Raw genomic sequence first — 21,004 nt, forward strand, 5'->3', positions numbered from 1 at the left:
CGAGTTCGCAAGATCTGTACCGCACAACCACGGTACGGCGGGGCCCCGTTGCGGTGTGCGGCATTGCCTGAATTGAACTCAGGGGGCACCTCCGGCGCGCGAGGGGGCGCGGAACCGCCACATGCGCGGTTCCACGGCGGGCCGCGAGCGGCCACCGGACGGGCGTGAGCCTGGCCCCGCCCCTCAGTCCTCGTGCCCCAGCTGCAGGTCCCGCTCGGTCCTGCCGCCTCCGGCGACCTGGAGCACCGTGGCCACCGGCGGGTACCCCGCGGCGATCACGGTGTACTCACCGGACGACAGATCGACGAACCGGAATGTTCCGTCGGGCCCGGTCGTCAGGGTGTCGACGACGTTGCCCGCGGCATCGAGCAGTGTCACCCGTGCGTCCTCGACCGGCCGGCCGTCCCCCGCGCGCACGGTGCCGCGCAGTACCGCGCCGCCCGCGAGTTCGACGTCCTGGCGGGTCTCGCGCGACGCCTGCACGGTGACGGGCAGGGCCGCCGGGCGGAAGGCGGGCGCGCTGGCGGCGAGGGTGTACTCGCCGGCCACCAACTCGCCGATGACATACCCCCCTTCGCGTCCGCTGCGGGTGCTGGCCACCACCTCTCCGTGCACATTCGTCAGCGTGACGGCGGCGTCGCGCACCGGCGTGCCGTCCGCCGTCAGCACGCTGCCGGCCAGCCGCCCGGCACCGCCGAGGACGACGTCCAGTTCGACGGGCCGCTCCCCGACGGTGACGGAGACGGCCTGCGGCTGGTGCCCGCCGGCGGCGGCGATCAGGACGTACGAACCCGCTCCCGGCGTGGACAGCGCGTAGCGTCCGTCTTCTCCGCTCGCACCGCGTCCGATCTGCACTCCCCCGACATCGATGAGGGTGAGCGCGGCGCGTGGCACGACGGTGCCGTCGGGGTGCTGGACCGTGCCGCAGACGGGCACTCCCGCGACGTAGGGGGAACGTGCCTGCGGTACCTGGGCCGCCGGCGGGTGCTCGGCGGAAGCGTTGTGGGACACCAGTGGTTTCTCCTTGAGGAAGAAGGCGATGAGCAGGCCGAGAACGATGACCGGCACGAGGTAGAGGAAGATCCTCGGCATGGCGTCGGCATAGGCGGCGATATAGGCGTCGCGCAGGGCCGGCGGCAGTGCGTGCACGAGCTGCGGGGTGATCGACTCGGGATCGGGCAGCCCGGCACCGGCACGTGGGGGGGGAGGCGCTCCTGGAGGGCGTCAGAGAGCCGGTTCGCGAACAGGGTGCCGAAGACGGCGGCGCCGACGCTGCCGCCGATCTGCCGGAAGTAGTTGTTGGCGCTGGTCGCGGTGCCGAGGTCGGCCGGGCGCACGGAGTTCTGCACGGCGAGGACCAGGACCGGCATCACCATGCCGATTCCGGCGCCGAGGACGGCCATCCAGAGGCTGTACTGCAACCGCGAGGTGTCCATGTCCAGCCCGGACAGCAACCACATGCCGACGGCGGCCAGGGCGCTGCCGAGGACGGGGAAAATCTTGTATCGGCCGGTGTGGCTGATGAGCTGTCCGCCGACGATCGAGGCGCCGACGATCCCGGCCATCATCGGCAGCATCAGCAGTCCGGACTCGGTGGCGCTCGCCCCGTCGACCATCTGCAGGAAGGTGGGCAGATAGCTGGCGGCGCCGAACAGCGCGACGCCGATGACCAGCCCCACGAGGGCGCTGACGTTGAAGACGGAGTCGCGGAACAGCCGCAGCGGGATGAGGGGTTCGACGGCGAACCGCTCGACGAGCAGGAAGAGGACGCTCGCGAGCACCGCGCCGGCGCCCAGTCCCAGGATGACCCGGGAGCTCCAAGCGTACTCGGTGCCGCCCCAACTGGTCAGCAGCACCAGGCAGGTCGACGCGGCGGCCAGCAGCAGGGTGCCGAGCACATCGAGCCGGGCCTTCACGGTGGGCCGGGGCAGTCTGAGCACCGCGGTGACGACGGCCAGGGTGACCAGTCCGAAGGGCACGTTGACGTAGAAGCACCAGCGCCAGGAGAGGTGGTCCGTGAAGTAGCCGCCGAGGAGCGGTCCTGCGACGGAAGCGAGACCGAAGGCGGCGCCGATGATGCCCATGTAGCGGCCGCGTTCGCGGGGCGGGACGATGTCGGCCATGATGGCCTGCACACCGATCATCAGCCCGCCGGCGCCGACGCCCTGGACGGCCCGGAAGGCGATCAACTGGTCCATGGTCTGCGCCCGTCCGGCGAGCGCGGAGCCGATGACGAAGACGGCGATCGCGAACTGGAAGACACGCTTGCGGCCGAAGAGGTCGCCGCACTTGCCATAGACCGGCAGTCCCACGGTGGAGGTCAGCAGATACGCGGTGATCGCCCAGGACATCCGGTCCAGGCCGTGTAACTCGCCGACGATCTTCGGAAGCGCGGTGGCCACGATCATCTGGTCGAGGGCGGCGAGCAGCAGTGCGAGCATGAGCCCGACGAAGACCAGACGCACCCGGCTCGGGCTGAGCGCCGCGGAGGGCGTGGCGCTGGCCGGCTCACGGGGAGCGTCCGGGACCACGGGCCGTACGGCCTGCTCGCCCGGCAGGTCCAGCTCCAGGTCCACCGCAGTCGTCCCGCCCACGTACCGCTCCCCTCGTCGCGTCTGCGCCGCCCATTTCTCGCATTCCACGACAACTGGGATCAAGCGCGACGAGTCGCCCGTGAGACGTACCGTGTGAAGGTATCCGCCGGTCGGAAGCCCTACGGCGTACAACCGCGCCGAGACGAAAACCACCCGAAACGGTGAGCGCAGGAATGAGCGGGTCGACCGGCGGCACGCGCTCCGGGGGCTCGGGACGTGGGATCCGCGCCCCCGGACCGCGCCGGCACCGCTGACGGCGCACACGGGGTTACGCCGTGCGCGCCCGGTGGCGTACGGGGTGTCACTTCTCCACTTCGGAGGCCAGCCTGGCGAGCACCGCGTCGTAGATACGGCCGAGACCCTTGGGCGCGAAGGTCCTCTCGAAGAAGCCGCCGATGCCGCCCGCGCCCTGCCAGGTGCTGGTCACGACGACCCGGGACCTACCCTCGCCCGCCGGGGTGACCCGCCAGGTGGTGACCATGGAGGAGTTGCGGTCCTTCTCGACGAGTTCGCCGTCGGTCGGCTCGGTCACCTCCAGGAGGCAGTCACGCACGCGCTTGCTGGTGGCCTGGAGCTTCCAGTGCACGAGGGTGCCCTCGCCGTCGCCGCCCTCGCGGACCTCGTATTCGCTGAAGTGCTCGGACAGCAGCTTCGGGCGGGTGCCGCTGTAGTCGGCGAGGGCGTCGAACACCGTCTCCGCGTCCGCCGCGATGGTCCGCTCCGTCGTGGCCTCGACCTGCGCCATGACTTCCTCTTCCTGTACGTGTGAGTGGGGGGCGTGCGCCATCCCATCACACTCGGGGGACGGCGCCTGACGGCACATCGGTTCGGGACCGTCGTGCCGCCGCCACGTGCCGCTACCGCCTGCGGAGATCCGGCGGTCCGGCGAGGCATTCCTCGAAGAAGGCGAGGGCGCGCAGATGGTACGCACGCGCCGCCCAGCCCAGGCTGATGTTGTGGCCCGCGTCCGGCTGGTGCTCGACGCGGACGAGGGGTGCCGCGGCCAGCCTGGCGGTGAGGTCGGCGATGTCGCGTTCGCCGTGCAGCCACCACGTCTCGTGCTCGGCGAACGTCAGCCGCACGGGGATGCGGATGCGTGGGGCCAGTTCCTCGAACATTGCGGACCAGCGGGCGACCTCGTCCGCCTCGCGGTCCGGCATGGGAGCCACCAGGGCTCCGAGGGAACGGAAGGTGTCCGGTGGATACAGCCGCAGCGGGCCCCAGGTGCGCCGCCTGTCGACGCGACGCCCGACCCAGGCGAGGTCGGCCGGCTCGAGATCGTAGCGGTGGCCGCAGCCCGACACGTCCAGGGCGAGCAGAGCGGCGGCACGCGCGGCCGTCATCAGGGCGAGTTTGCCGCCGTAGGAATGTGCGAGCAGGAAGAATCCGGCTCCCGTGGCGTGCCGGGAGGCGAATCGCTCCAGGACCGCCTCGAGCACCTCGGCCTGCTCGGCGAGGGTCTGTCCGCGGGGCAGCTGCTCGGCCGACAGGCCGTAGCCGGGGCGGTCCACGGCCAGCACCGTGAAACCGAGACGCGCGCCGAGCGTGAGCAGGGACAGGTCGGGATGGGCCTGCCCGTCGAAGTAGCCCGCTGTCATGCCGCCGCCGTGCACGGCGACGACGGTGGCCTTCGGCTGCCCGTCCGGCGGCTCGGACAGCAGACACGACAGGGTCACGCCCGCGGCCTGCAGGGTCAGCCGGCGGACACCCGCTGACAGGGTCGGCGACGGTGCCATCTGCGGCACCACTCCAGTGCGTTGCATACATCCGTTATGTCGTATTCACCGAAGAGATGACGGCGGACGCGCCGACCTCCGGCCGCGTGAGCACGCCGCTCGGAGCAGAGGGGGCGCGGCTGTCCTGCGGCAGCGGACCTCGACCGCGTGCCCTCGAAGTTCGCGCGGCCCGGGTCGCTCGCTCTCAGCGGCGCGCCGTTGCGACAAGGCGTCTCAGCGCGGCGTGCGCGGGTGGGCCCCAGGTGGGCTTGCCGCCGGGGCGCCCGCGGAGACCGGCCTCTCCGATGAGGATGCCGCCGAGGGCTCGCAGCACCGCCCAGCCTCGGGCGCGGCGCAGCGTCGCGGCGTCCGCCGCCGGCTGGTACGCGTGGTGGAAGAGGTCGCCGGCGTCGTCCGGCAGCAGGATCCAAGGGGCGGCGAGGTCGCAGGCCGGATCGCCCGCACAGAGGTCGCCGAAGTCGATCACGCCGCAGAAGGTGCCGTCCGCAGTGAGGATGTTGCCCGGATGCAGGTCGCCGTGGAGCCAGAGTGCGGGGCCCGCCCAGTCGGGCGCGGCGGCGGCGTCATCCCACACCGAGCGGACGGCGTCCGGATCGGGGATGAGACCCGTCTCCGTGGCCGAGGCGAGCAGCTCGGCGAACTGCTCGGCACGGTCGGCCAACGGCCCCCCACGGCCGTGGCCACCGCTGGGAGCGTCGTCGGGGGCAGGTCTGTGAAGAGCCGTCAGGAAAGCGGCCAGGGCCTCGGCTGCCTCTGCGGCGCGCGTGGCGGGGGCGCGGTCGGCGGGCGCGCCGGGTACCCAGGTGGTGACGATCCAGGGGCGGGGAAACCGCTCGGAGGGCTCGCCGAGGCGCTGCGGGACAGGGACCGGCAGGGGAAGGTGCGGGGCGAGGGAGGGCAGCCACGCGTGCTCCTTGCGCAGCAGCAGGTCCGCAGCCTGCGTCGCCCAGGGGAGCCGGACGGCCAGGTCGTCGCCGAGCCGCCACAGCTGGTTGTCCCAGCCGCGCGCGCCGAGTCTCACGGGACGATCGGCCAGGTCGGGGTGCTGGCTGTGCAACAGATCCCGGACGAGCTCAGCGGTGATCCCGGTCTCGACGTGAGTCATGCGGAGCCACGGTAGCGGACGGTGACCGGCCCACCCCTGACGCCCTCACCGCACGCCGCTCGGAGCAGACGCAGCGCGAGACCGCAGGTCAGGGCCACGCATTCACCAATTCGAACGATCACTCGAATCCCCATCGCGATCAAGGGAACATCTGTTCTATTCTGTGGTCAGTGCTACCGAGGAGGCGCCCATGCGCTGGGACCATCTGGCCGAGAACCCCGCCCCGGCCCGCAACGCCGCACTGTTCGACGCGGACGCGGTGACCACCCGCACCTTCGACAGCCCGGAGTTCCGGGGCATCACCTTCCACGAGGTCCGCGCCCGCTCGATCGTGAACCGGGTACCGGGCGCCTCCCGGATGCCGTTCGAGTGGACAGTCAACCCCTACCGGGGCTGCACACACGCGTGCCTGCACTTCGTTCAATGACGCTATTTATTCCGGGAGTCTCGATGCTCAGCGCACCAGCCGCAGACAGGGCCTGGAAGGGCATGACGCCGTCGTTCCCGACCGGGGACGCGTCGGGCGCCTGCCCGGCGGCGAGGGCGGCAGGGAAAGCCGCCTACGGCGCACTGCTGCACGGAGACGGACGCCCCGCAGGCGACGTCGAGGTCCAGCCGTGGCTGCTCCTGCGTGACCGTACGACGAGCCGCGCGGGCGGCCACTGAACACCCCCCGCGTCACCGGTCCGCAAGCCGGCGGCGCGGTGGGGCCGCACCGGACTAGGCACAACGAACCCGCCCCGCCGGACTCTTGCGGAGATCCGACGGGGCGGGCGTTCCCGCCTCGTCGTGTCTTGCGGAGCACGGAAGAGGCGGGGTCTATGGGGTGTGTTAGCGCGGTGTGCGGGCCAGCACCAGAGCCAGGACGGGGGCGGTCACGACCGCCACGTACACGAGCAGACCGGTGATCGACTTCACGGCGCGGCCTGGGCGAGGGCCTCGAAGTGGTCGCACAGGGCGTTCAGGACGCGGGCCAGACGGCGGGCGTGCGCCAGAGTTCCGCCTAACTCGGTACTCGGCTGCTCCTTGAGTCGGCGGCGGGCCTCGCCCAGGCAGGCGAGCGCGCAGTACCTCGGGATGCTGTTCTTCCCCAGCCGGGCGGCCAGTTCGTCGACCGTGGGCATCAGCAGGTCGAGGTGCCCGCGCAGCTGGAGCGTCAGCGCGTCTAGCTCGTCGGGGGCCGGCGGCAGGGCCACGGGGACGGCGTCCGGGTCGAGAAGTCTGTCGACGGCGGCGCGCATCGTGGCGAGGTCCGGCGGGGCCTGATCTTCAGCGGTGGGTGGTCCGGCGGTAGCTTGTGGCATGTCGACGCTCCCTCACGTAGCGGCGTTGGCCATGCCCCGGGGGCGTTCGCGCGGTCGCCGGGGTCTTTTCTCATCTGACCATAGATAGGCATGCATAGGTGTGTCTATGCCTGTACGGAGACAGCTACCTACAGTCAGACCATGATCGAGTTTGACCCCACTCAGCCGAAGTGGGTACAGATCGCCGACGTGATCCGCCAGCGCATCCGGTCCGGCGAGTACCCGCCACAGAGCCTGATCTCCGAAGTGCGCATGGAGGCTGAGTTCGGCGTCGCCCGCGCCACAGTCCGCAAGGTCACGGCGCAGCTCCGCGAAGAGGGGCTGATCGTCACCACACCAGGGCTCGGCTCGTTCGTCGCCGCGCCGGGTCAGGACTGATCTCCACTTGGGTTCCCAAGAACCCAAGTGGTCGGGTCAGCGCGGCATTGCCACAACCCACATTCCCCCGCATCTCAACCATGCGAGCGCGCCTCCCACCCCATTCGAGCGTCGGTGCAGGCGGAGTGAGAGGCGCGCCTTCGTGGACGGCCGGCAGCCTGAGCGTAGGGGACACCAGGCTGCGCGGCGCCGCGCCCAGTCTGACCCGCCAGCAGGACGACGGCACACCAGGCGCTGCCATACGGGTGGGCAAGCTCGACGGGGGATCCCGTACAGCGCCGATGGAGAAGGATGCGCATCCGGCACCCGAGGACGAGGCTGGAGCCATGGCCAAGCGCCCCGTGATCGTGTACCCGCCGTCCGAGACCGGGGGGCGGCGCGTGCGCGTCGGCGGAGTGATCCTTGGGACGGCGTACAGCCTGCAAGATCTCAGCGTGTTCCTTCAGCGTGCGGGTCTTGAAGGCTGGACGGCGGTCGACCTGAGGGCCCCGGACGTCGTCGAGTCGGCCGCGGACTTCATCGAGTGGCGCGGGGGCGGGCCAGATGTGTGGGAGGGCTGAGGGAGACGAAAACGTCCCCTGCACGGCCCGCAGTGGACCGTGCAGGGGGCGTCTGAATGCGCACTTGCGGCGCGGGTTGAGGTCGACGGAGAGCGCGCCTCCCGCCCCGTCCTGCGTCGTGAATACGGGAGGAAGGCGTGCCCTGCGTGGATTCCCAACTGCCTCACCGAGGGGGGGTAGGTCAGGCAGTGTGACTCCGCGACCAGCCTGTCCCGGCAGCGCGACGCCGGCCACTCGGAACAGTCAAACGGGTGGCCCGACATGACGAAGCGCCCCCTGCACAGCCCGTAGGCCGTGCAGGGGGCGCTTCAGTGCCTTGCGGTCACGCGAGCCGGTACACGGCTTCGTCGGGATCTGGTCTCACGATGACGCCGTCGTCGGCCAGGGCGCGGAGATTGGTACGGGCCGCCTTCTCCGCGGCCTCCTGGTCCTTCGCCTCGTGCCCGGCAACCTGCAGAGCCAGCACAGCGCGCTGCGTGTCCCACGTGCCACCTAAGCGGCTTGCCTGAAGTTCTGCGCGTAACTCTTCGGCAGCCAGGGCGAGGCCCAGGGTGCGGCGGTGGTCAGCATCTGGGTGGGTGAGCGCTGCCGGAAGAAGGCGTGGACCTGGCGCAGGCGGCCCGGCCAGGTGACGGCGGTGTTGGCAATGTGGGCCTTCAGCGCGGCCCAGATGCGCTCGACCGGGTTGTCGTGCGGGCTGTAGCGGGCGCCGAACAGCAGGCGCAGGCGGGGCTGGTCGGCCAGGTAGGCGGTCACCGCCTTCGCGTGATGAATGCTGTCGTTGTCGCAGACCACCGCGACGACCGGGGCGGCGGGGTAGGCGGCCAGCAGTAGCTGGAGGAAGGCGACGAAGGCGGCGGCATTGCGGCGGCCCAGGGTGTAGACCCAGGCGCCGGTGGCCACTTCCAGGGCCCCGAAGACGGTGGCCTGCCGGTTCTTGCCTGGGGTGGCCACCTGCTGCCGCGTCCCGCGCAGGATCCAGCTCGCCCGCACGTGCGGCAGTAGGTGCAGGTGGATCTTGTCCTCGGCCAAGACCACCGACCCGTGGGGCAGGGCGGCGAGTTGGCGGCGCAGGGCGGCGAGGGTGCGCCTGCGCTCGGGGTCACCCCTGGCCACCAGGCGGGGCCGCCGCCAGGCCGCCTGTTCGCGAGTGTGCCGGTACACGGTGCGCAGGCTCATCTTCGGCCGGCCCAGGCGGCGCCAGATCCGGCGGATGGTCCACGGCCCGGGGCGGGTCAGCAGGCGGCGGATGCGCTCGCCCAGCCTCGGCCCGCCGAGCCGGGGCCGCCCCGCGCGGGGGCGATCGGCCAGGCCCGCCAGGCCGGCGGTGTTGTAGCGATGGATCCAGCGGCGCACCGTGGCCGGGTGGTAGCCGAGCAGCTCGCCGATCTCTCCTGCGGTCATGCCGGCCGCGGACAGCAGCACGATCACCGCGCGGGAGGCCTCTCGCCACCGGTGATGCAGCAGGTGATACAGGTGCTGGTACGCCGGACCGGGGCGGTTGGCGAACACGGATGCCGGACGCATACTGGCCTTGACCTCGCCGGTTTTGTCGTAGTTTGGTCAACCTCGATACAACACCCGGCGAGGTCTTCTCGTCATCGAGGCCATCGCGCCAGGCCGCCGCTGCCGCTCCAGATTCCGCGCAGAACTTCAGGTCATCCGCTTAGAGCCTGAATCACCGCGGCAAGGGCCTGCTTGTGTGTCAGCGGCCTATCAGTCATCGCATCCTCCCCAGTCGGAACCGCCACAGCATCGCATGATGCAAGCGCTCCCCACACGGCGCACATGGGGCCATCCAGGAGGCACTTATCCCGCTTGGCCGCAGGGTGAACGCGGCGCGGAACTGATCACCCTCACCGAGGTCCAGCCTCCCCTCGCAGCGGCCTGCCTGGAGAGGCAGAGGGCCAATATTGAGAGCAAACGAGGCATCGATGGGGGTGCCGGGAGCCAGTCCAAGAGGACGTCCTACTTCGAGGTCACCCCCGCTGTGCTCCGCGATCGCCTCCTGGATGACCTTGATGATCTGTTCTTGCCGCTCGGTGAGGGTGGTCGACTCGGTACATGCGATTTTTGTGCCGGATCCGCCGGAGCGGGCGTGGCTGAGCGCGCTAGTTGACCGTTGAGTGCGCGCTCTGCCCGTCTGGCTCGTCGGCTTGTACAGGGCGGGATGTTGGAGCAAGAACAAGCCGCGCCCATTGGGGATTGCATCGTCACTTCGAGCCCAGTAGTTTCGCGGAAATGCTCGCGAGCCTCTTGCCTGGCCTACGGGACCTTCGTACGCCTCTGACGGTCGGATACCTGTGGCTGATCTGCGCCTGGCTCTGGTTCCATGACGTACTCCCCAAGCGTGGCACGGCTCGTGGAGCCATCGCCGACCTCTACGACCTCGACAGGATCCTGCCGCCAGCCACTTCCCTGGCCGCGCTGACGTTCATTGCCTACTTCCTTGGCTCAATCGTCGAGCTGGACATCGCCGCGGCGCGATGGCTCGACTGGGCCAGCCTCAATCGGACAGCCTGGGAAGCGGTCGCTGACCGGTTCCGAATCCTCGTACGCCCACGCCTCGAAGGCGAACAGGTCACGATGCAGGACGCGAGATATCGGGCGGCGGTAGCGGCGTGGCACCGCACGATCCCAGGCCGGACCGCCAAGCGGGTCACGCTGGTGATGCACCTCGACGGAGTGCTAGGACCCTCGGAGTACCGCGTCGGGACAACGCGCGCCCCCGAGCTGCCCGTCGACAAGGCCACCATCCGGCAGCTCCCAGCCATAGCGATCGCGACACTCTATGCACTGTGGGACGAACTGCCCGATCTCGCGACCCGGCTACTCATCGAGCGACCGGCGGTATTCGACCGGTACGATCGGCTGCTTGCAGAGGCGTCTATCCGCATCAACATGTTCCTGCCGGTGGTCGCGCTCGTGACCACGCTGGCGCTGCGCGCGAGCTGGCTTTGGTGGCTCGGGTTGATCGCATGCGCGGCGCTGCTTTACCAGGGGCTCGTGCAGCGGTCGCGAGCCCTCGCGGTGGTGCTGGACTCGGTCGCCACCCGGCTGATCGAGTCACCCACGATGGTGGCAGTGACCGAGGCACTGGACGGTGAGACCTCGGTCAGCGCACCTCCCGCGACGCCCTAGCACCCGACTTGACGCGGATGTTCAGCCAGGTCAAACGGTGTGGCCAGCTGGCGCACTCACCCGACCATAGCGGGCATCGCGGTCTACATTCGGACGCATGGACGAGGTGCCCAGACGCATCGACCCCACAACGGACCGTGCGTCCGGAGTAATTGTCAAGAGTTGTGGATCAGCGGGGTTACTCAGGCTGCAGTGACTTCGTGGCGTTCGACGAGGTGACCGTTGTTGAAGCGGGCGCCGTTGCGGACGAGGGCGACAAGGTGGGGTGCGGTGATCGCGCGCCAGCGGGCCTGGGCGGACTCGACGAGTTTGAACACCATCGCCAGGGCCGCGCCCGGGCTGCCAGCCCCGCGGGTGACTTTGGTCCTCAACTTCACGGTGCTGAATGTGCTCTCGATGGGATTTGTCGTGCGCAGGTGCACCCAGTGCTCGGCGGGGAAGTCGTAGAACGCAAGGAGCTCGTCGGCCTCGTCGGTGACCTTCTTGGTCGCTTTCGGCCACTTCGCTCCGTAGGCGCGCTCGAAGTCCTTGATCGCCTTCTCGGCGTGGTCGCGGTCCTCGGTGTTGTAGATCTCCTGCAGGGCCTTCTTCGCGCCGGGCTGAGCCGACTTCGGTAGCGCGTTCATGACATTGCGGACTTTGTGAACCCAGCACCTCTGGTGCCTGGCCCGCGGAAACACCTCTGCCAGGGCCCTCCACAGGCCCATCGCGCCGTCACCGACCACGAGTTCGGGATCGCGCATGCCGCGTCGGCGGCAGTCACGCAGCAGATCCGCCCACGACTCGGTCGATTCACGCAGCCCCTCGGCCAGCGCGATGAGTTCCTTGCGGCCGTCGGGTCGCACGCCCATGAGGACCAGCACGCAGGAGTGGGCCTGGCCGAGGCGGACCTTGGGGTGGACGCCGTCGGCCCACACGTAGACGTAGTCGGAATCCGACAGGTCGCGGGCCTGGAAGGCAGTGTGGTCGTCGGTCCACTGCTTCGTCAGCCGGGTCACCGTCGCCGGCGAGAGGCCGGCCGAGGAACCCAGGAACTGCTCCATCGCGGGCACGAAATCCCCGGAGGACAGCCCGTGGAGGTAGAGCAGGGGCAGGACCTCGCTGATCTTCGGGGACTTGCGGCACCACGGCGCGAGAATCTTCGACGAGAACCGCTTGCGCTCACCGGTCTCCACGTCGACGCGCTTGTCGTTCACGCGGGGCGCCTTCACCGCGACCGGCCCGGCGGCGGTGGTCACCGTCCGTTCGCGATGATGGCCGTTGCGGACCACCAGACGGCGGCCGACCTCGTCCCGCTCACCGGCCAACTCGGCTATGTACTGGTTGACTTCGGCCTCCAAGGCCGCGGCGAGCATCCGCCGGGCACCCTCGCGGACGATGTCGTCCATCAGGGATCCGGTCTCGGTGGTTCCGTCGTTGTTGACTACGCTGAGCACGGGCGTGGTGCGCCGTTTCACTCGGCGCTGGATCGTTCCTTCAGGGAACACGGGGTTCGGAAGGAGGCTCACCTCGTGGGTCGCCCGCCTCACCTGAACGCGAAAGCGCGAGGGGACAACAGCATGGCGGGAAAGCGCGGGACGCAGTGAAGGCGTCGAAGGCGTGGCCGTGCAAGACCCGTGCGATATGGCGAAGGCCAAACTGCTTGAAGCCCAAGTCTCCAGAGATGCAAGTGGTCATTCTCCGACACGACGCCTGATGTCGGAGCCGCCGGTAACAAGGCTTTCGAGGCGCCTGGCCCCAATCCTTCCGGTCGGCGGACAGCGGGCAGTGAGCCCGCCCAAGGGGACGGACCGGGCCGCCTACGTCGCACTCGATACGTCCAGCGCAAGGGGAATGCGGGATCGCCTACGGGACGAGAGTCCTACGGCGACGGAGGGTCCGTAGTAGTCGCCGGATTCACGGCCGGCCGGGGAGGACGGGAAAGCCGTCCGCAGGGCGAAGGGACCCAGGTGTCAGCTGATCGCTCACGTTGGCGAGGTATGCGAAATGCAGAGCGCCGAAGCCGTACTGGGGATCATTCGCGAACGCGGCCGAAGGGGGCTGCCTCTGGAACGTCTCTACCGGCACTTGTTCAACCCGGAGTTGTACCTGCTGGCCTACGGGCGGATCTACCGCAATGCCGGTGCGATGACGCCCGGCAGCACGAAGGAGACAGCGGACGGGATGCGCCTGAGCAAGATCCAGGCGATCACCGAGGCTCTCCGGCAGGAGCGCTACCGCTGGACCCCCGTGCGGCGCGTCTACATCGAGAAGAAGGGACAGCCGAAGAAGAAGCGCCCGCTCGGGCTGCCGACATGGTCGGACAAACTGCTGCAAGAAGTGATCCGGCTCCTGCTGGAGGCGTACTACGAGCCGCAGTTCTCCGATCGCTCCCACGGGTTCCGGCCCGGACGGGGCTGTCACACCGCCCTGCAGAGCATCAGCCCCGGTTGGCGGGGCACCACGTGGTTCATCGAAGGCGACATCACCGACTGTTTCGGATCGCTCGACCACTCGATCATGAGGTCGATCCTGGCTGAGAAGATCCGCGACAACCGGTTCCTGCGTCTGATCGACGGACTGCTCCAGGCCGGGTACTTGGAAGACTGGCGCTACCACACAACGCTCAGCGGCTGTCCGCAAGGCGGCGTGGTCTCACCCGTCATGTCCAATATCTACCTGGACCGGCTTGACAAGTACTGTGAGTCGAACCTGCTGCCCGCCCACAACCGTGGAACCCAGCGCCGGTTCAACCGGCCCTACATGCGGTTACGTGACGCCGCCCGCCACCAGGAGAAGATCGGGAACCGCGACCAGGCAAAGGCGCTGTGGCAACAGATGCAGCGCCTACCCTCGCGCGACCCGCTCGACCCGGGGTTCCGGCGGCTTCGCTACTGCCGCTACGCCGACGACTGGCTACTGGGGTTCACCGGTCCCAAGCGGGAGGCCGAGGAGATGAAGGCCGACATCGGCAAGTTCCTGCGCGACGAACTGAAGCTGGAACTCTCCCCGAGCAAGACCTTGATCACCCACGGGCGGACTCGTCCCGCGCGGTTCCTCGGCTACGAGATCACGGTCTACCACGCCGACAACAAGCACTCCCAGCACGGCTGGCGCAGCATCAACGCGCAGATCGGGCTCAAAGTGCCTGTGCATGTCGCGCGAGACAAGGCCAGGCCCTACCTGCAACGCGGCAAACCGATCCACCGGACCGAGCGCATGACCGACAGTGACTTCTCGATCATCGCCCAGTACCAGGCGGAGTACCGGGGCGTCGTGAACTACTACCAGCTGGCAGTCAACCGGCACTCGTTCGAATGGTTGAAGTACGTCATGCAGCGCTCGCTGACCAAGACGCTCGCGCACAAGTTCCGCATCAGCGTCCCCGAGGTCTACAAGCGCTACCGTGCCGTCCTCGCCACCGACCGAGGTCCCCGCGCGGGACTTCAGGTCGTCATCGAACGGGACGACGGGAAGAAACCGCTGGTGGCCCAATGGGGAGGGATCTCCCTGGCCCGCAGGACCATGGTCCGGGCCCTTGACGATCAACCCCCGAAGGTCTGGAGCAACCAACGGTCCGAACTGGTGCAACGACTCCTCGCCGAGACCTGCGAGCTCTGCGGGTCGCAGCAGGACGTCGAGGTCCACCATGTCCGACACCTGAAGGACCTCCAGAAGAAGGGACGGGCCCCGAAGCCCGCATGGGCCGAGCGGATGGCCAGCCGCCGCCGCAAGACCCTGATCGTCTGCCGCAGCTGTCACCACGCCATCCACGCCGGACGGCCTACCCGACAGCAACCGCGGACTGCGGCACTGGAGAGCCGGGTGCGGTGACAAGCCGCACGCCCGGTTCGGGAAGGGGCCGTCGGAAAAGGGCCTGGTCACAGGCACCTCGCTGGCGGCCTACTTCACCCTTCCCAACCCGCGGTGCAACGCGGGTCTACTCGGTGACCATCAATCGATCACTCGGGAAGGTACGCCCTCCGCGTTTCGCGAAACAGACCTCCCGAGGCCGATCCACAGGTCCTGAGCATTGCTCCGTCGAGGACCTCGCCGTCGACGACGTCGAAGCGCGGGTCGTCATCCTCCTCGCCCCCAGCCGTGAAGTCGGAGTTGAGGTCGGCGAGGCTCTTGGCGGCCTCGCCGAGCGTGACGTTCAGCGACAGCCGGGCCCGCGGCGAGAGACCGAACCGGTCCTCGAGCTGCCGGACCTCGCCCTGCGTGACCTGGATGTGCCGCAGCAGCGGATTCAGCACCGCCTGGCCCTGCGACCCGGTCACCATGTGCCCGCGCCGCTTCACCGTGGCATTCGAGCGCTCCAGGTCGTCATACAGGGCGAACAGCCGCTCCAGCGCAGGCAGATCCGACACCGGGTCGGCCAGCCTCGCCACCGGCGACGCCCAGTACGCCGCCCACCGCTCCCGCGTCCGCTTCAGCAGCCCAGCAGGCGGCGCCGGAGCCTCCGGCGCGGCCGCCACTGGGTCGGTGACGACCTCCAGGTCGTGCGCGGCGTTACGACGCTGCCTCTTCTCGGGATCCTTCGGCACTGGCCCGCGTCCCGCCATCAGGACCTCCCGGAGTCGGGCGCCGCATCACGGGCCTACTTGGGGGCGGTCCACGAGTCGTCGAGGCCTCCCTCGTCAGCGATCCGCTGGAGCGCGTCGCACCAGGGCTGGCTGGGGAGAAGCAGGTTGAAGGCGTACATGGCGGACCACAGAACAGCGAAGGCGACGAAGGGGGACCGATCGGTCGGGCCGTCCGCGCCGTTGCGGTACACCGGCTCGTCGTACAGCCTCACGGCGTCGGGCGCGGTGTCGTCGAAGAAACACTGTGCGGCGGTGAGCGTCGGGTGCGCGAGTTGGGTCTCGGCCCTCCAGACCGCCAGCAGGGCGCCACCGAGCCGCTTGAACAGCGGGGTGAAGTTGTTGAACTGGTTGGCAGAGTTGGGCGGGATCACGGTAGCCGCCACCACGTCCGCAATGGTCGGGTCGTAGGTCATCCCAGCCGAGTCCGCGGCCTCGCGCAGCCTCTTCTGGGACTCCTTGAGGGCTCGGTTCATGGAGTCGACAGCGTCCGCGCCATCTTCAGCGAGCCATCGGATCTGTGCCATGAACTCAAGCAGAGCACGCCGGTTGGGCGCCGCTTCGTGGCCGAGGCCCTTACGGTGCAGCAGGACAACCGCGTGCGCCTGGCGCTGTGCGGCAGCGAGCAGGCCCCACGCAACCAGGAACGGACGGCGGTCATCCTCCGTCGGGGCGAGCTCGGCCACGTTGCGGGTCAGCTCAGCAAGGTCCCGAAGGCCCTTGTAGGCACGCTCGTTGTCAGCGGCTATCTGTTCGTTCACGGCTCAATGGTGGGCCTCGGCCGCGTTCGGCGCCTCGGATTTTCGAACGTGATCGTCACCCGCGGCCCGCCAACTGCGCAGCACCTCGTCGGCCGGGTCCGGCTCGTAGCGGTCGAACCAGTTCCGTACGTACGCCGGCCAGTTGGGCGGCCGCTCCCGCATCGCCCGCAGCAGGCAGGTCTCTTCGGGCCACCACAGCAGCACCGACCGGGCCCCATACCGGCGCCGGTAGTGCTCGCGCTTCCTGCGCTCCGGCGCCGTCGAGATGACCCAGCAGCGGCGCACCTGGTGACCGCCGAGCAGCAGCCGCTCCAGCGCGGCATCCCGGGCCTCGGTCACGACCGGCACCAGGACGTCGACCCACTCGCGCTCCCCGGCCAGGCTCATCGCGTCCATGAGCGCGTCGAGGTCGAGCACCAGGTCTTCCGAATCGGCGTGCTCGGCGACGTACCGGTTCTTGCCCGCGCACGGCGGCCCGGCGACGAGGACGACCTCCAGGCCGGGCACCCGCCGGTCCGCCATCGATGAGCCGCGCGCAGAGTTACACGACCGACACAGCACCCGAAGCGGGCCGACCTCCGAACCGCCGGCGCCCGGGGGCACGATGTGGTCGGCCGTCAGGTCGTCGGCCAGGTGCGGGTCGCGCTGCCAGCCGGGGCAGACGAGCCCGTTTTCCGCTACCCAGGCGCGCACGGCGTCGGCCCGGCGGATCCGCTCGCTGCGCGTGTACCCGGGTCGCTTCCGAGCTCCACCCGGCACCCTGCGCGCGCCGCCTTCGCCCTGATCACAGCGTGGACAGCGGCCCCTGACGGGCAGTCGACACCCGGAGCAGATCGAGGGCGGCTTCACGATCACCCGCCCCGGAAAGAATCGTCGACCCGAGGACCGGGTGAATAGCCATGCATGGATATTCGCTGCATGAGTATGCGGCGCTATTCCGTCAGCCTTCACTCCGCCGGATCAGGGAGGCCCCCAGACCCGTACAGGATCTCAGCCAGCAGCGGAGCGGGGTCGCGGGGCTTCCCGGTTTTCTCGAGGGGGTGGTACCCCCCTCCGTATCGCCGTCCGATCACTGGGCGTGGCGATTCGAGGGTTTGGTTGCTGGTTGTGATGCTCTGCGGGTTATTGCAGTCTTGCGTGCATGAGTATGCAGTGTATGAGTATGCATCGTGCATGCGGCGACTGATCCTCTATGCACCGCTATGCATCGGGTTATGCATGGCTGGGCTGTGGGCCTGGGGGTGGGGGCCTGGGGTCCCTGGCTTGGGGGTGGGGGTGGGGGTGTCTGCCTGCCCTGGGGCAACAGTAAGCCCGGCTGTCTCAGCCGGGCTTGTGAGGCACTACGTGCACCATGACACAGAATGCACACGTACCCATCGCTGGTCAACTCCAGCACCATCGCAGCATCAGTCTGCTTTGGGCGACAACAGATGAGATCTCCTGACCCGTCGACATTCTGGCGTCACGCCGGTACCGTCCGCGCTGTGCGGCGAGTTGCTTTCGTGTCAGTGTTCATCGTTCTCAGCACGGCTGCCTGTGGCGCGAAACCCACTGCCGTTCCAGGACGAAGCCAAGAGCCATCAACGCCTGCCAGCGTGGCCGGAGTGACTGGCTATCTCTACGAAGATCCCTCTGGGGTGGCCTTCCTCGAGTGGAAGGCGAATGCCGCCGGCGAACTGGAGGGCACCATCGACCGGGCAACGGCATCCGGCAGTCCGCCGAACGCGAGCGTTGAGACGAGCACCGGCTCGATCACAGGTCGGATTGACGGCCGGTCGGTCACCCTCCAGATCGACTTCCACACCGACTACGGCAGTTTGTCCGACGGCACCCTGACGCTGAACGTCCGTCAGGGCGACGGAAGCATACGCGCTCTCACCTACCACCAGGCATCGCCGAGCGACTACAACCAGGCGCTCGCGGCCCTGAGGAAGACGCTCACAGGCTCCAACGGCCGCGCGCAGCAAGATCAGCAGATCGCACAGGAGATTCAGACCCTCGCAGACGACTATGCAGAGGGCGGGAAGTACAAGGACTCGCTCAAGGGCGACCTGTCCACCTTGGCGTCCGACGTGTCCACCGCCAGCGACGACCTCGCGACTACCCACGACGACGAGAAGAACGTCTTCGCCGAGGTGTCCACGAGCGACGCGTCGGAGGTGTGTGTCGACGCTGACGGCGTAGCCGTCGATGCTGACGGTGTGAGCGTCGATGCCGACGGTGTGAGCACTGACCTGGACACGCTCACCAGCGACATGTCGGCGCTACGAAAGGCAGCCTCCAGCCTCCGGTCCAGCCTTGGGACCGTCCAGAGGGACATGCCCACGTACAACGGGGCCGACGGGCAACCGGCGCCCGCCGATGTCGAAGGGGCGATCACCGGCGCCCAGTCGTTTATCTCCAATCTCGTTACGCAGGCCAACGGTTACATCGACAAGATCAACGCCCATGTCATGGACGCATACGGCTATGCAGCAGCCGCGAGCAAGGCCGGAAAGTGCGGAACCGCACCCTCTGCGCCCGCCCCGGTCGCGCACATCAAGTGAGAGCGCGACCCGGGCATTCGCCGACTCGGATCAGGCTGCGGGCATGCCGCTACGCATGGCCTCACTGATATCGCACAGATCCCAGAGCGCCAGGGCTTGGCCGCGTGCAGGGTTCGGCTGCCAAGCGGCGGGGCTGATGCCGCGCCGACGGGCCCACTCCCGGAACTGACCGTTCGTCTTCATCCCCAGCGAGTAACCAGCCTGGGTTGTCGTCACAAGGGGCCGGCCGTCGCGTCCGGTGCGGGTGGTGGTCACACGTCTAGTGTGCCCGGGCAACTGGGGTGTCGTGCTGGTCGTGTGCGCCGTCTGATACGTCAGCCTGTGCACCCCGGATACACGCCACGAGGGTCAGCCGACGAGGTCCCGTTCGTCAGCATTGATCGAATGGGACCTCGTGGCTTCCCAGTTGTTGTTCAGCTCGCTACGCGGCTTGCTGCGTGGGCGTTATCGTCCTTGGCCTGGGCGCGGGTTCCGGGAGCGACGCAGACGAGGTCACCGGCCGTCGCCTCACGCCACACGAAGCCCGACACGCAGGTGGCATCGGTGGCGCTGACTCGCCGGCTTGCTGCGTGGGCGTTGTCGTCCTGGACCTGGGCGCGGGTCCCGGGGGTGACGCAGACGAGGTCACCGGCCGTCGCCTCACGCCACACGAACCCCGACACGCAGGTGCCTGCGGGCGCGGTCGTTCCGGCTACGCGGCTTGCTGCGTGGGCGTTGTCGTCCTTGGCCTGGGCGCGGGTTCCGGGAGCGACGCAGACGAGGTCACCGGGCATCGCCTCACGCCACACGAAGCCCGACACGCAGGTGGCATCGGTGGCGCTGACTCGCCGGCTTGCTGCGTGGGCGTTGTCGTCCTGGACCTGGGCGCGGGTTCCAGGAGTGACGCAGACGTGGTCACCGGCCGTTGCCTCACGCCACACGAACCCCGACACGCAGGTGTCCGCTCGGGGCGTGGTCGCGGCCGCGACCGTGGCACCTGGAAGGACAATGCCACCCCCCACTGCCACCAGAAGGGCAGCGGCAGAGGTGACCGTGCGACAACGCTTGGGGATACTCGCCATCTTCCCGCACTTCCTTTCGTTGATGCGCTCGACCGCCGTTTGAGAATGTTCCTGACAACGATGGGGGCCCTGAATGGCTGGCAGTTCGCCGCGGCCTCAGCGCTCCGGTCTCGAACGACAACTCGCGCTTGTCTCATCCGGCAGGTGGCGGTCACTCGACCTGGCTCATCACTCCGCATGCATACCTCTCCGATGCACGCGGACGGCTTGCGGGAAGTTACCTTCCCTCTGCTGCCGGGATCCGCATTCCATGGTGACAGTGCGTGCTTCTTTGCGCATCTTGAGTGACATTCCCGCATGGAGTGGGGATTTCCTTAGGCCTTGTCGGTCGGACAAGTTCGCGCCGGCCGTTGGGTGCCTGATCCGTAGCTGGGCATGGGGCCCACGACCGCCGAGCTGCACTGTGCCGCGCTGGAGTCCTTGGGCAGGGCCATGTCGAGGGCTACGCCTAAGGGCTGCGGGATCCCCGGCCGTTGACCGCTGGAGAGATGCCCCACGTCGCGGCGTACAGCGGGCGCGTGGCGCGCCGGGCGTTCCCGCCTCTTTACGGCGACGAGGGCTGAGCGCGACTCATGGCTCCCAGTTGCCTAGGACTGGACGCCGCCACGGGCCTCCGCGGTTACCGCTTCCCGTAGCCACTGCCGTGTGCGCGGCATTGCAGGAGAGCGATACAAGGTGGCCACCTGGGGCGCAATGTGCCGCCGTGCGGAGCTGCTATGGAGGCGGTGCGATGTAGCTGTAACGTACACAAGTAGATGGGTTCGCAGGTGTGTTGGTCCTGAAACCATCGGCCGTCACCCGTGACACTCCAGCCCCACAAGCCGCTGGACGTAGTGACCCCGGGCGGGGTCAGGTGCCTGCACTCCGGGGGGAGGCAGCGGGCGCCGTCGTGCAGGGGCAGGCTCGCACCCCCCGTGGCGGGTCTGCTCCTGCTCGCGTGGGAGGCCTGGGCATGTCCACTGTGGCGGTGACGCCCAGGCCTCTCTCCCCGGCCGGTATCGACGGGGGCTCAGTCGTCATGTTCAGTGCGGGCGGCGGCGTCCCAGGCGGTCAGGATGTGCCGCCGCAAGTCGGACAGGGTCGCTCCTTGCCTCGCGCCTTGGCCTCGGCGAGGGTTACCTCTTCGACGGGGTGAACGGTCCACCCCATGGTGCGTGCCGTGTTCTGCGGACCGGTGATGTGCGCGCATTCGGGGTGGGCGTGGTGCCGCTCCCCTGCCGCAGTGATGTAGACAGCCATGGACTTCCCCTTCCGGC

At 68.8% G+C, this 21,004-nt stretch carries 19 protein-coding genes and 2 pseudogenes; 7 read left to right on the forward strand and 14 right to left on the reverse strand.

The window, feature by feature from the left end:
- Window positions 1–183: 183 nt before the first annotated feature.
- From ACQEXA_RS14270 to ACQEXA_RS14285, 4 genes and pseudogenes are all read right to left on the reverse strand, one after another.
- Window positions 184–2,594 (reverse strand): annotated as a pseudogene (locus ACQEXA_RS14270) (MFS transporter).
- 301 nt (window positions 2,595–2,895) lie between these two features.
- Window positions 2,896–3,339, reverse strand: a complete 444-nt coding sequence (locus ACQEXA_RS14275; RefSeq protein WP_432934487.1) for an SRPBCC family protein — start codon at window positions 3,337–3,339, stop codon at window positions 2,896–2,898.
- A gap of 112 nt (window positions 3,340–3,451) precedes the next feature.
- Window positions 3,452–4,357, reverse strand: coding sequence for an alpha/beta hydrolase (locus ACQEXA_RS14280; RefSeq protein ID WP_433130160.1), 906 nt, complete (start codon window positions 4,355–4,357; stop codon window positions 3,452–3,454).
- A gap of 157 nt (window positions 4,358–4,514) precedes the next feature.
- Window positions 4,515–5,435, reverse strand: coding sequence for a phosphotransferase (locus tag ACQEXA_RS14285; RefSeq protein WP_433130162.1), 921 nt, complete (start codon window positions 5,433–5,435; stop codon window positions 4,515–4,517).
- A 190-nt stretch (window positions 5,436–5,625) separates the two neighbouring features.
- Between ACQEXA_RS14285 and ACQEXA_RS14290 the strand changes: the two are divergent.
- Both ACQEXA_RS14290 and ACQEXA_RS14295 read left to right on the forward strand, forming a co-directional pair.
- Window positions 5,626–5,850 (forward strand): annotated as a pseudogene (locus ACQEXA_RS14290) (Rv2578c family radical SAM protein); the annotation flags it as partial.
- A gap of 35 nt (window positions 5,851–5,885) precedes the next feature.
- Complete coding sequence (locus tag ACQEXA_RS14295; protein WP_433130164.1) at window positions 5,886–6,101, forward strand: hypothetical protein; 216 nt, start codon at window positions 5,886–5,888, stop codon at window positions 6,099–6,101.
- Between the two features lie 248 nt (window positions 6,102–6,349).
- On the opposite strand, the gene ACQEXA_RS14300 is transcribed toward ACQEXA_RS14295, so the two are convergent.
- Entirely contained in the window at window positions 6,350–6,739 is a 390-nt protein-coding gene (locus tag ACQEXA_RS14300) for a DUF6415 family natural product biosynthesis protein (protein WP_433130166.1), read from the reverse strand.
- Between the two features lie 141 nt (window positions 6,740–6,880).
- Here ACQEXA_RS14300 and ACQEXA_RS14305 point away from each other — a divergent pair, with 141 nt between their 5' ends.
- Together ACQEXA_RS14305 and ACQEXA_RS14310 are read left to right on the forward strand one after the other, a co-directional pair.
- Window positions 6,881–7,117, forward strand: coding sequence for a GntR family transcriptional regulator (locus ACQEXA_RS14305; protein WP_433130168.1), 237 nt, complete (start codon window positions 6,881–6,883; stop codon window positions 7,115–7,117).
- Between the two features lie 326 nt (window positions 7,118–7,443).
- The gene (locus ACQEXA_RS14310; protein WP_433130170.1) at window positions 7,444–7,677 is read left to right on the forward strand and encodes a hypothetical protein; all 234 of its coding nucleotides are present in this window, start codon (window positions 7,444–7,446) and stop codon (window positions 7,675–7,677) included.
- Between the two features lie 322 nt (window positions 7,678–7,999).
- Here the strand turns inward: ACQEXA_RS14310 and ACQEXA_RS14315 are convergent, their stop codons facing one another.
- Together ACQEXA_RS14315 and ACQEXA_RS14320 are read right to left on the reverse strand one after the other, a co-directional pair.
- Window positions 8,000–8,143: a hypothetical protein gene (locus ACQEXA_RS14315; RefSeq protein ID WP_433130172.1), complete on the reverse strand. Its 144-nt coding sequence runs from the start codon at window positions 8,141–8,143 to the stop codon at window positions 8,000–8,002.
- Window positions 8,144–8,169: 26 nt separating this feature from the next.
- Entirely contained in the window at window positions 8,170–9,204 is a 1,035-nt protein-coding gene (locus tag ACQEXA_RS14320; RefSeq protein ID WP_433130174.1) for an IS630 family transposase, read from the reverse strand.
- Window positions 9,205–9,918: 714 nt separating this feature from the next.
- Here ACQEXA_RS14320 and ACQEXA_RS14325 point away from each other — a divergent pair.
- Window positions 9,919–10,818, forward strand: coding sequence for a hypothetical protein (locus ACQEXA_RS14325; RefSeq protein WP_433130176.1), 900 nt, complete (start codon window positions 9,919–9,921; stop codon window positions 10,816–10,818).
- Window positions 10,819–11,000: 182 nt separating this feature from the next.
- Here the strand turns inward: ACQEXA_RS14325 and ACQEXA_RS14330 are convergent, their stop codons facing one another.
- A complete protein-coding gene (locus tag ACQEXA_RS14330; protein WP_433134557.1) occupies window positions 11,001–12,254 on the reverse strand; it encodes an IS256 family transposase in 1,254 nt (417 codons plus the stop codon).
- Between the two features lie 550 nt (window positions 12,255–12,804).
- Here ACQEXA_RS14330 and ACQEXA_RS14335 point away from each other — a divergent pair.
- Window positions 12,805–14,631 (forward strand): reverse transcriptase domain-containing protein, encoded by a 1,827-nt coding sequence (locus ACQEXA_RS14335; protein WP_432928850.1) that lies wholly within the window; start codon window positions 12,805–12,807, stop codon window positions 14,629–14,631.
- 128 nt (window positions 14,632–14,759) lie between these two features.
- Here ACQEXA_RS14335 and ACQEXA_RS14340 read toward each other — a convergent pair whose 3' ends face one another.
- The 3 genes from ACQEXA_RS14340 to ACQEXA_RS14350 are packed head-to-tail and all read right to left on the reverse strand — an operon-like array spanning window position 14,760 to window position 16,900.
- Window positions 14,760–15,344, reverse strand: coding sequence for a P27 family phage terminase small subunit (locus ACQEXA_RS14340; protein ID WP_433130178.1), 585 nt, complete (start codon window positions 15,342–15,344; stop codon window positions 14,760–14,762).
- Between the two features lie 53 nt (window positions 15,345–15,397).
- Window positions 15,398–16,141, reverse strand: coding sequence for a DUF5677 domain-containing protein (locus ACQEXA_RS14345; protein WP_433130180.1), 744 nt, complete (start codon window positions 16,139–16,141; stop codon window positions 15,398–15,400).
- Between the two features lie 3 nt (window positions 16,142–16,144).
- Complete coding sequence (locus tag ACQEXA_RS14350; RefSeq protein ID WP_433130182.1) at window positions 16,145–16,900, reverse strand: hypothetical protein; 756 nt, start codon at window positions 16,898–16,900, stop codon at window positions 16,145–16,147.
- Between the two features lie 743 nt (window positions 16,901–17,643).
- Between ACQEXA_RS14350 and ACQEXA_RS14355 the strand changes: the two genes are divergently transcribed.
- A complete protein-coding gene (locus ACQEXA_RS14355) occupies window positions 17,644–18,687 on the forward strand; it encodes a hypothetical protein (RefSeq protein WP_433130185.1) in 1,044 nt (347 codons plus the stop codon).
- A gap of 30 nt (window positions 18,688–18,717) precedes the next feature.
- On the opposite strand, the gene ACQEXA_RS14360 is transcribed toward ACQEXA_RS14355, so the two are convergent.
- The 3 genes from ACQEXA_RS14360 to ACQEXA_RS14370 form a co-directional block, all read right to left on the reverse strand.
- Window positions 18,718–18,942: a hypothetical protein gene (locus ACQEXA_RS14360; RefSeq protein WP_359399047.1), complete on the reverse strand. Its 225-nt coding sequence runs from the start codon at window positions 18,940–18,942 to the stop codon at window positions 18,718–18,720.
- A 158-nt stretch (window positions 18,943–19,100) separates the two neighbouring features.
- A complete protein-coding gene (locus ACQEXA_RS14365) occupies window positions 19,101–19,619 on the reverse strand; it encodes a hypothetical protein (protein ID WP_433130187.1) in 519 nt (172 codons plus the stop codon).
- Window positions 19,620–20,798: 1,179 nt separating this feature from the next.
- Window positions 20,799–20,987: a hypothetical protein gene (locus tag ACQEXA_RS14370; RefSeq protein WP_361001263.1), complete on the reverse strand. Its 189-nt coding sequence runs from the start codon at window positions 20,985–20,987 to the stop codon at window positions 20,799–20,801.
- Between the last annotated feature and the right edge of the window lie 17 nt (window positions 20,988–21,004).

Origin of the sequence: Streptomyces sp. CA-106110 (assembly GCF_050936285.1) — a bacterium.
Classification (GTDB): domain Bacteria; phylum Actinomycetota; class Actinomycetes; order Streptomycetales; family Streptomycetaceae; genus Streptomyces.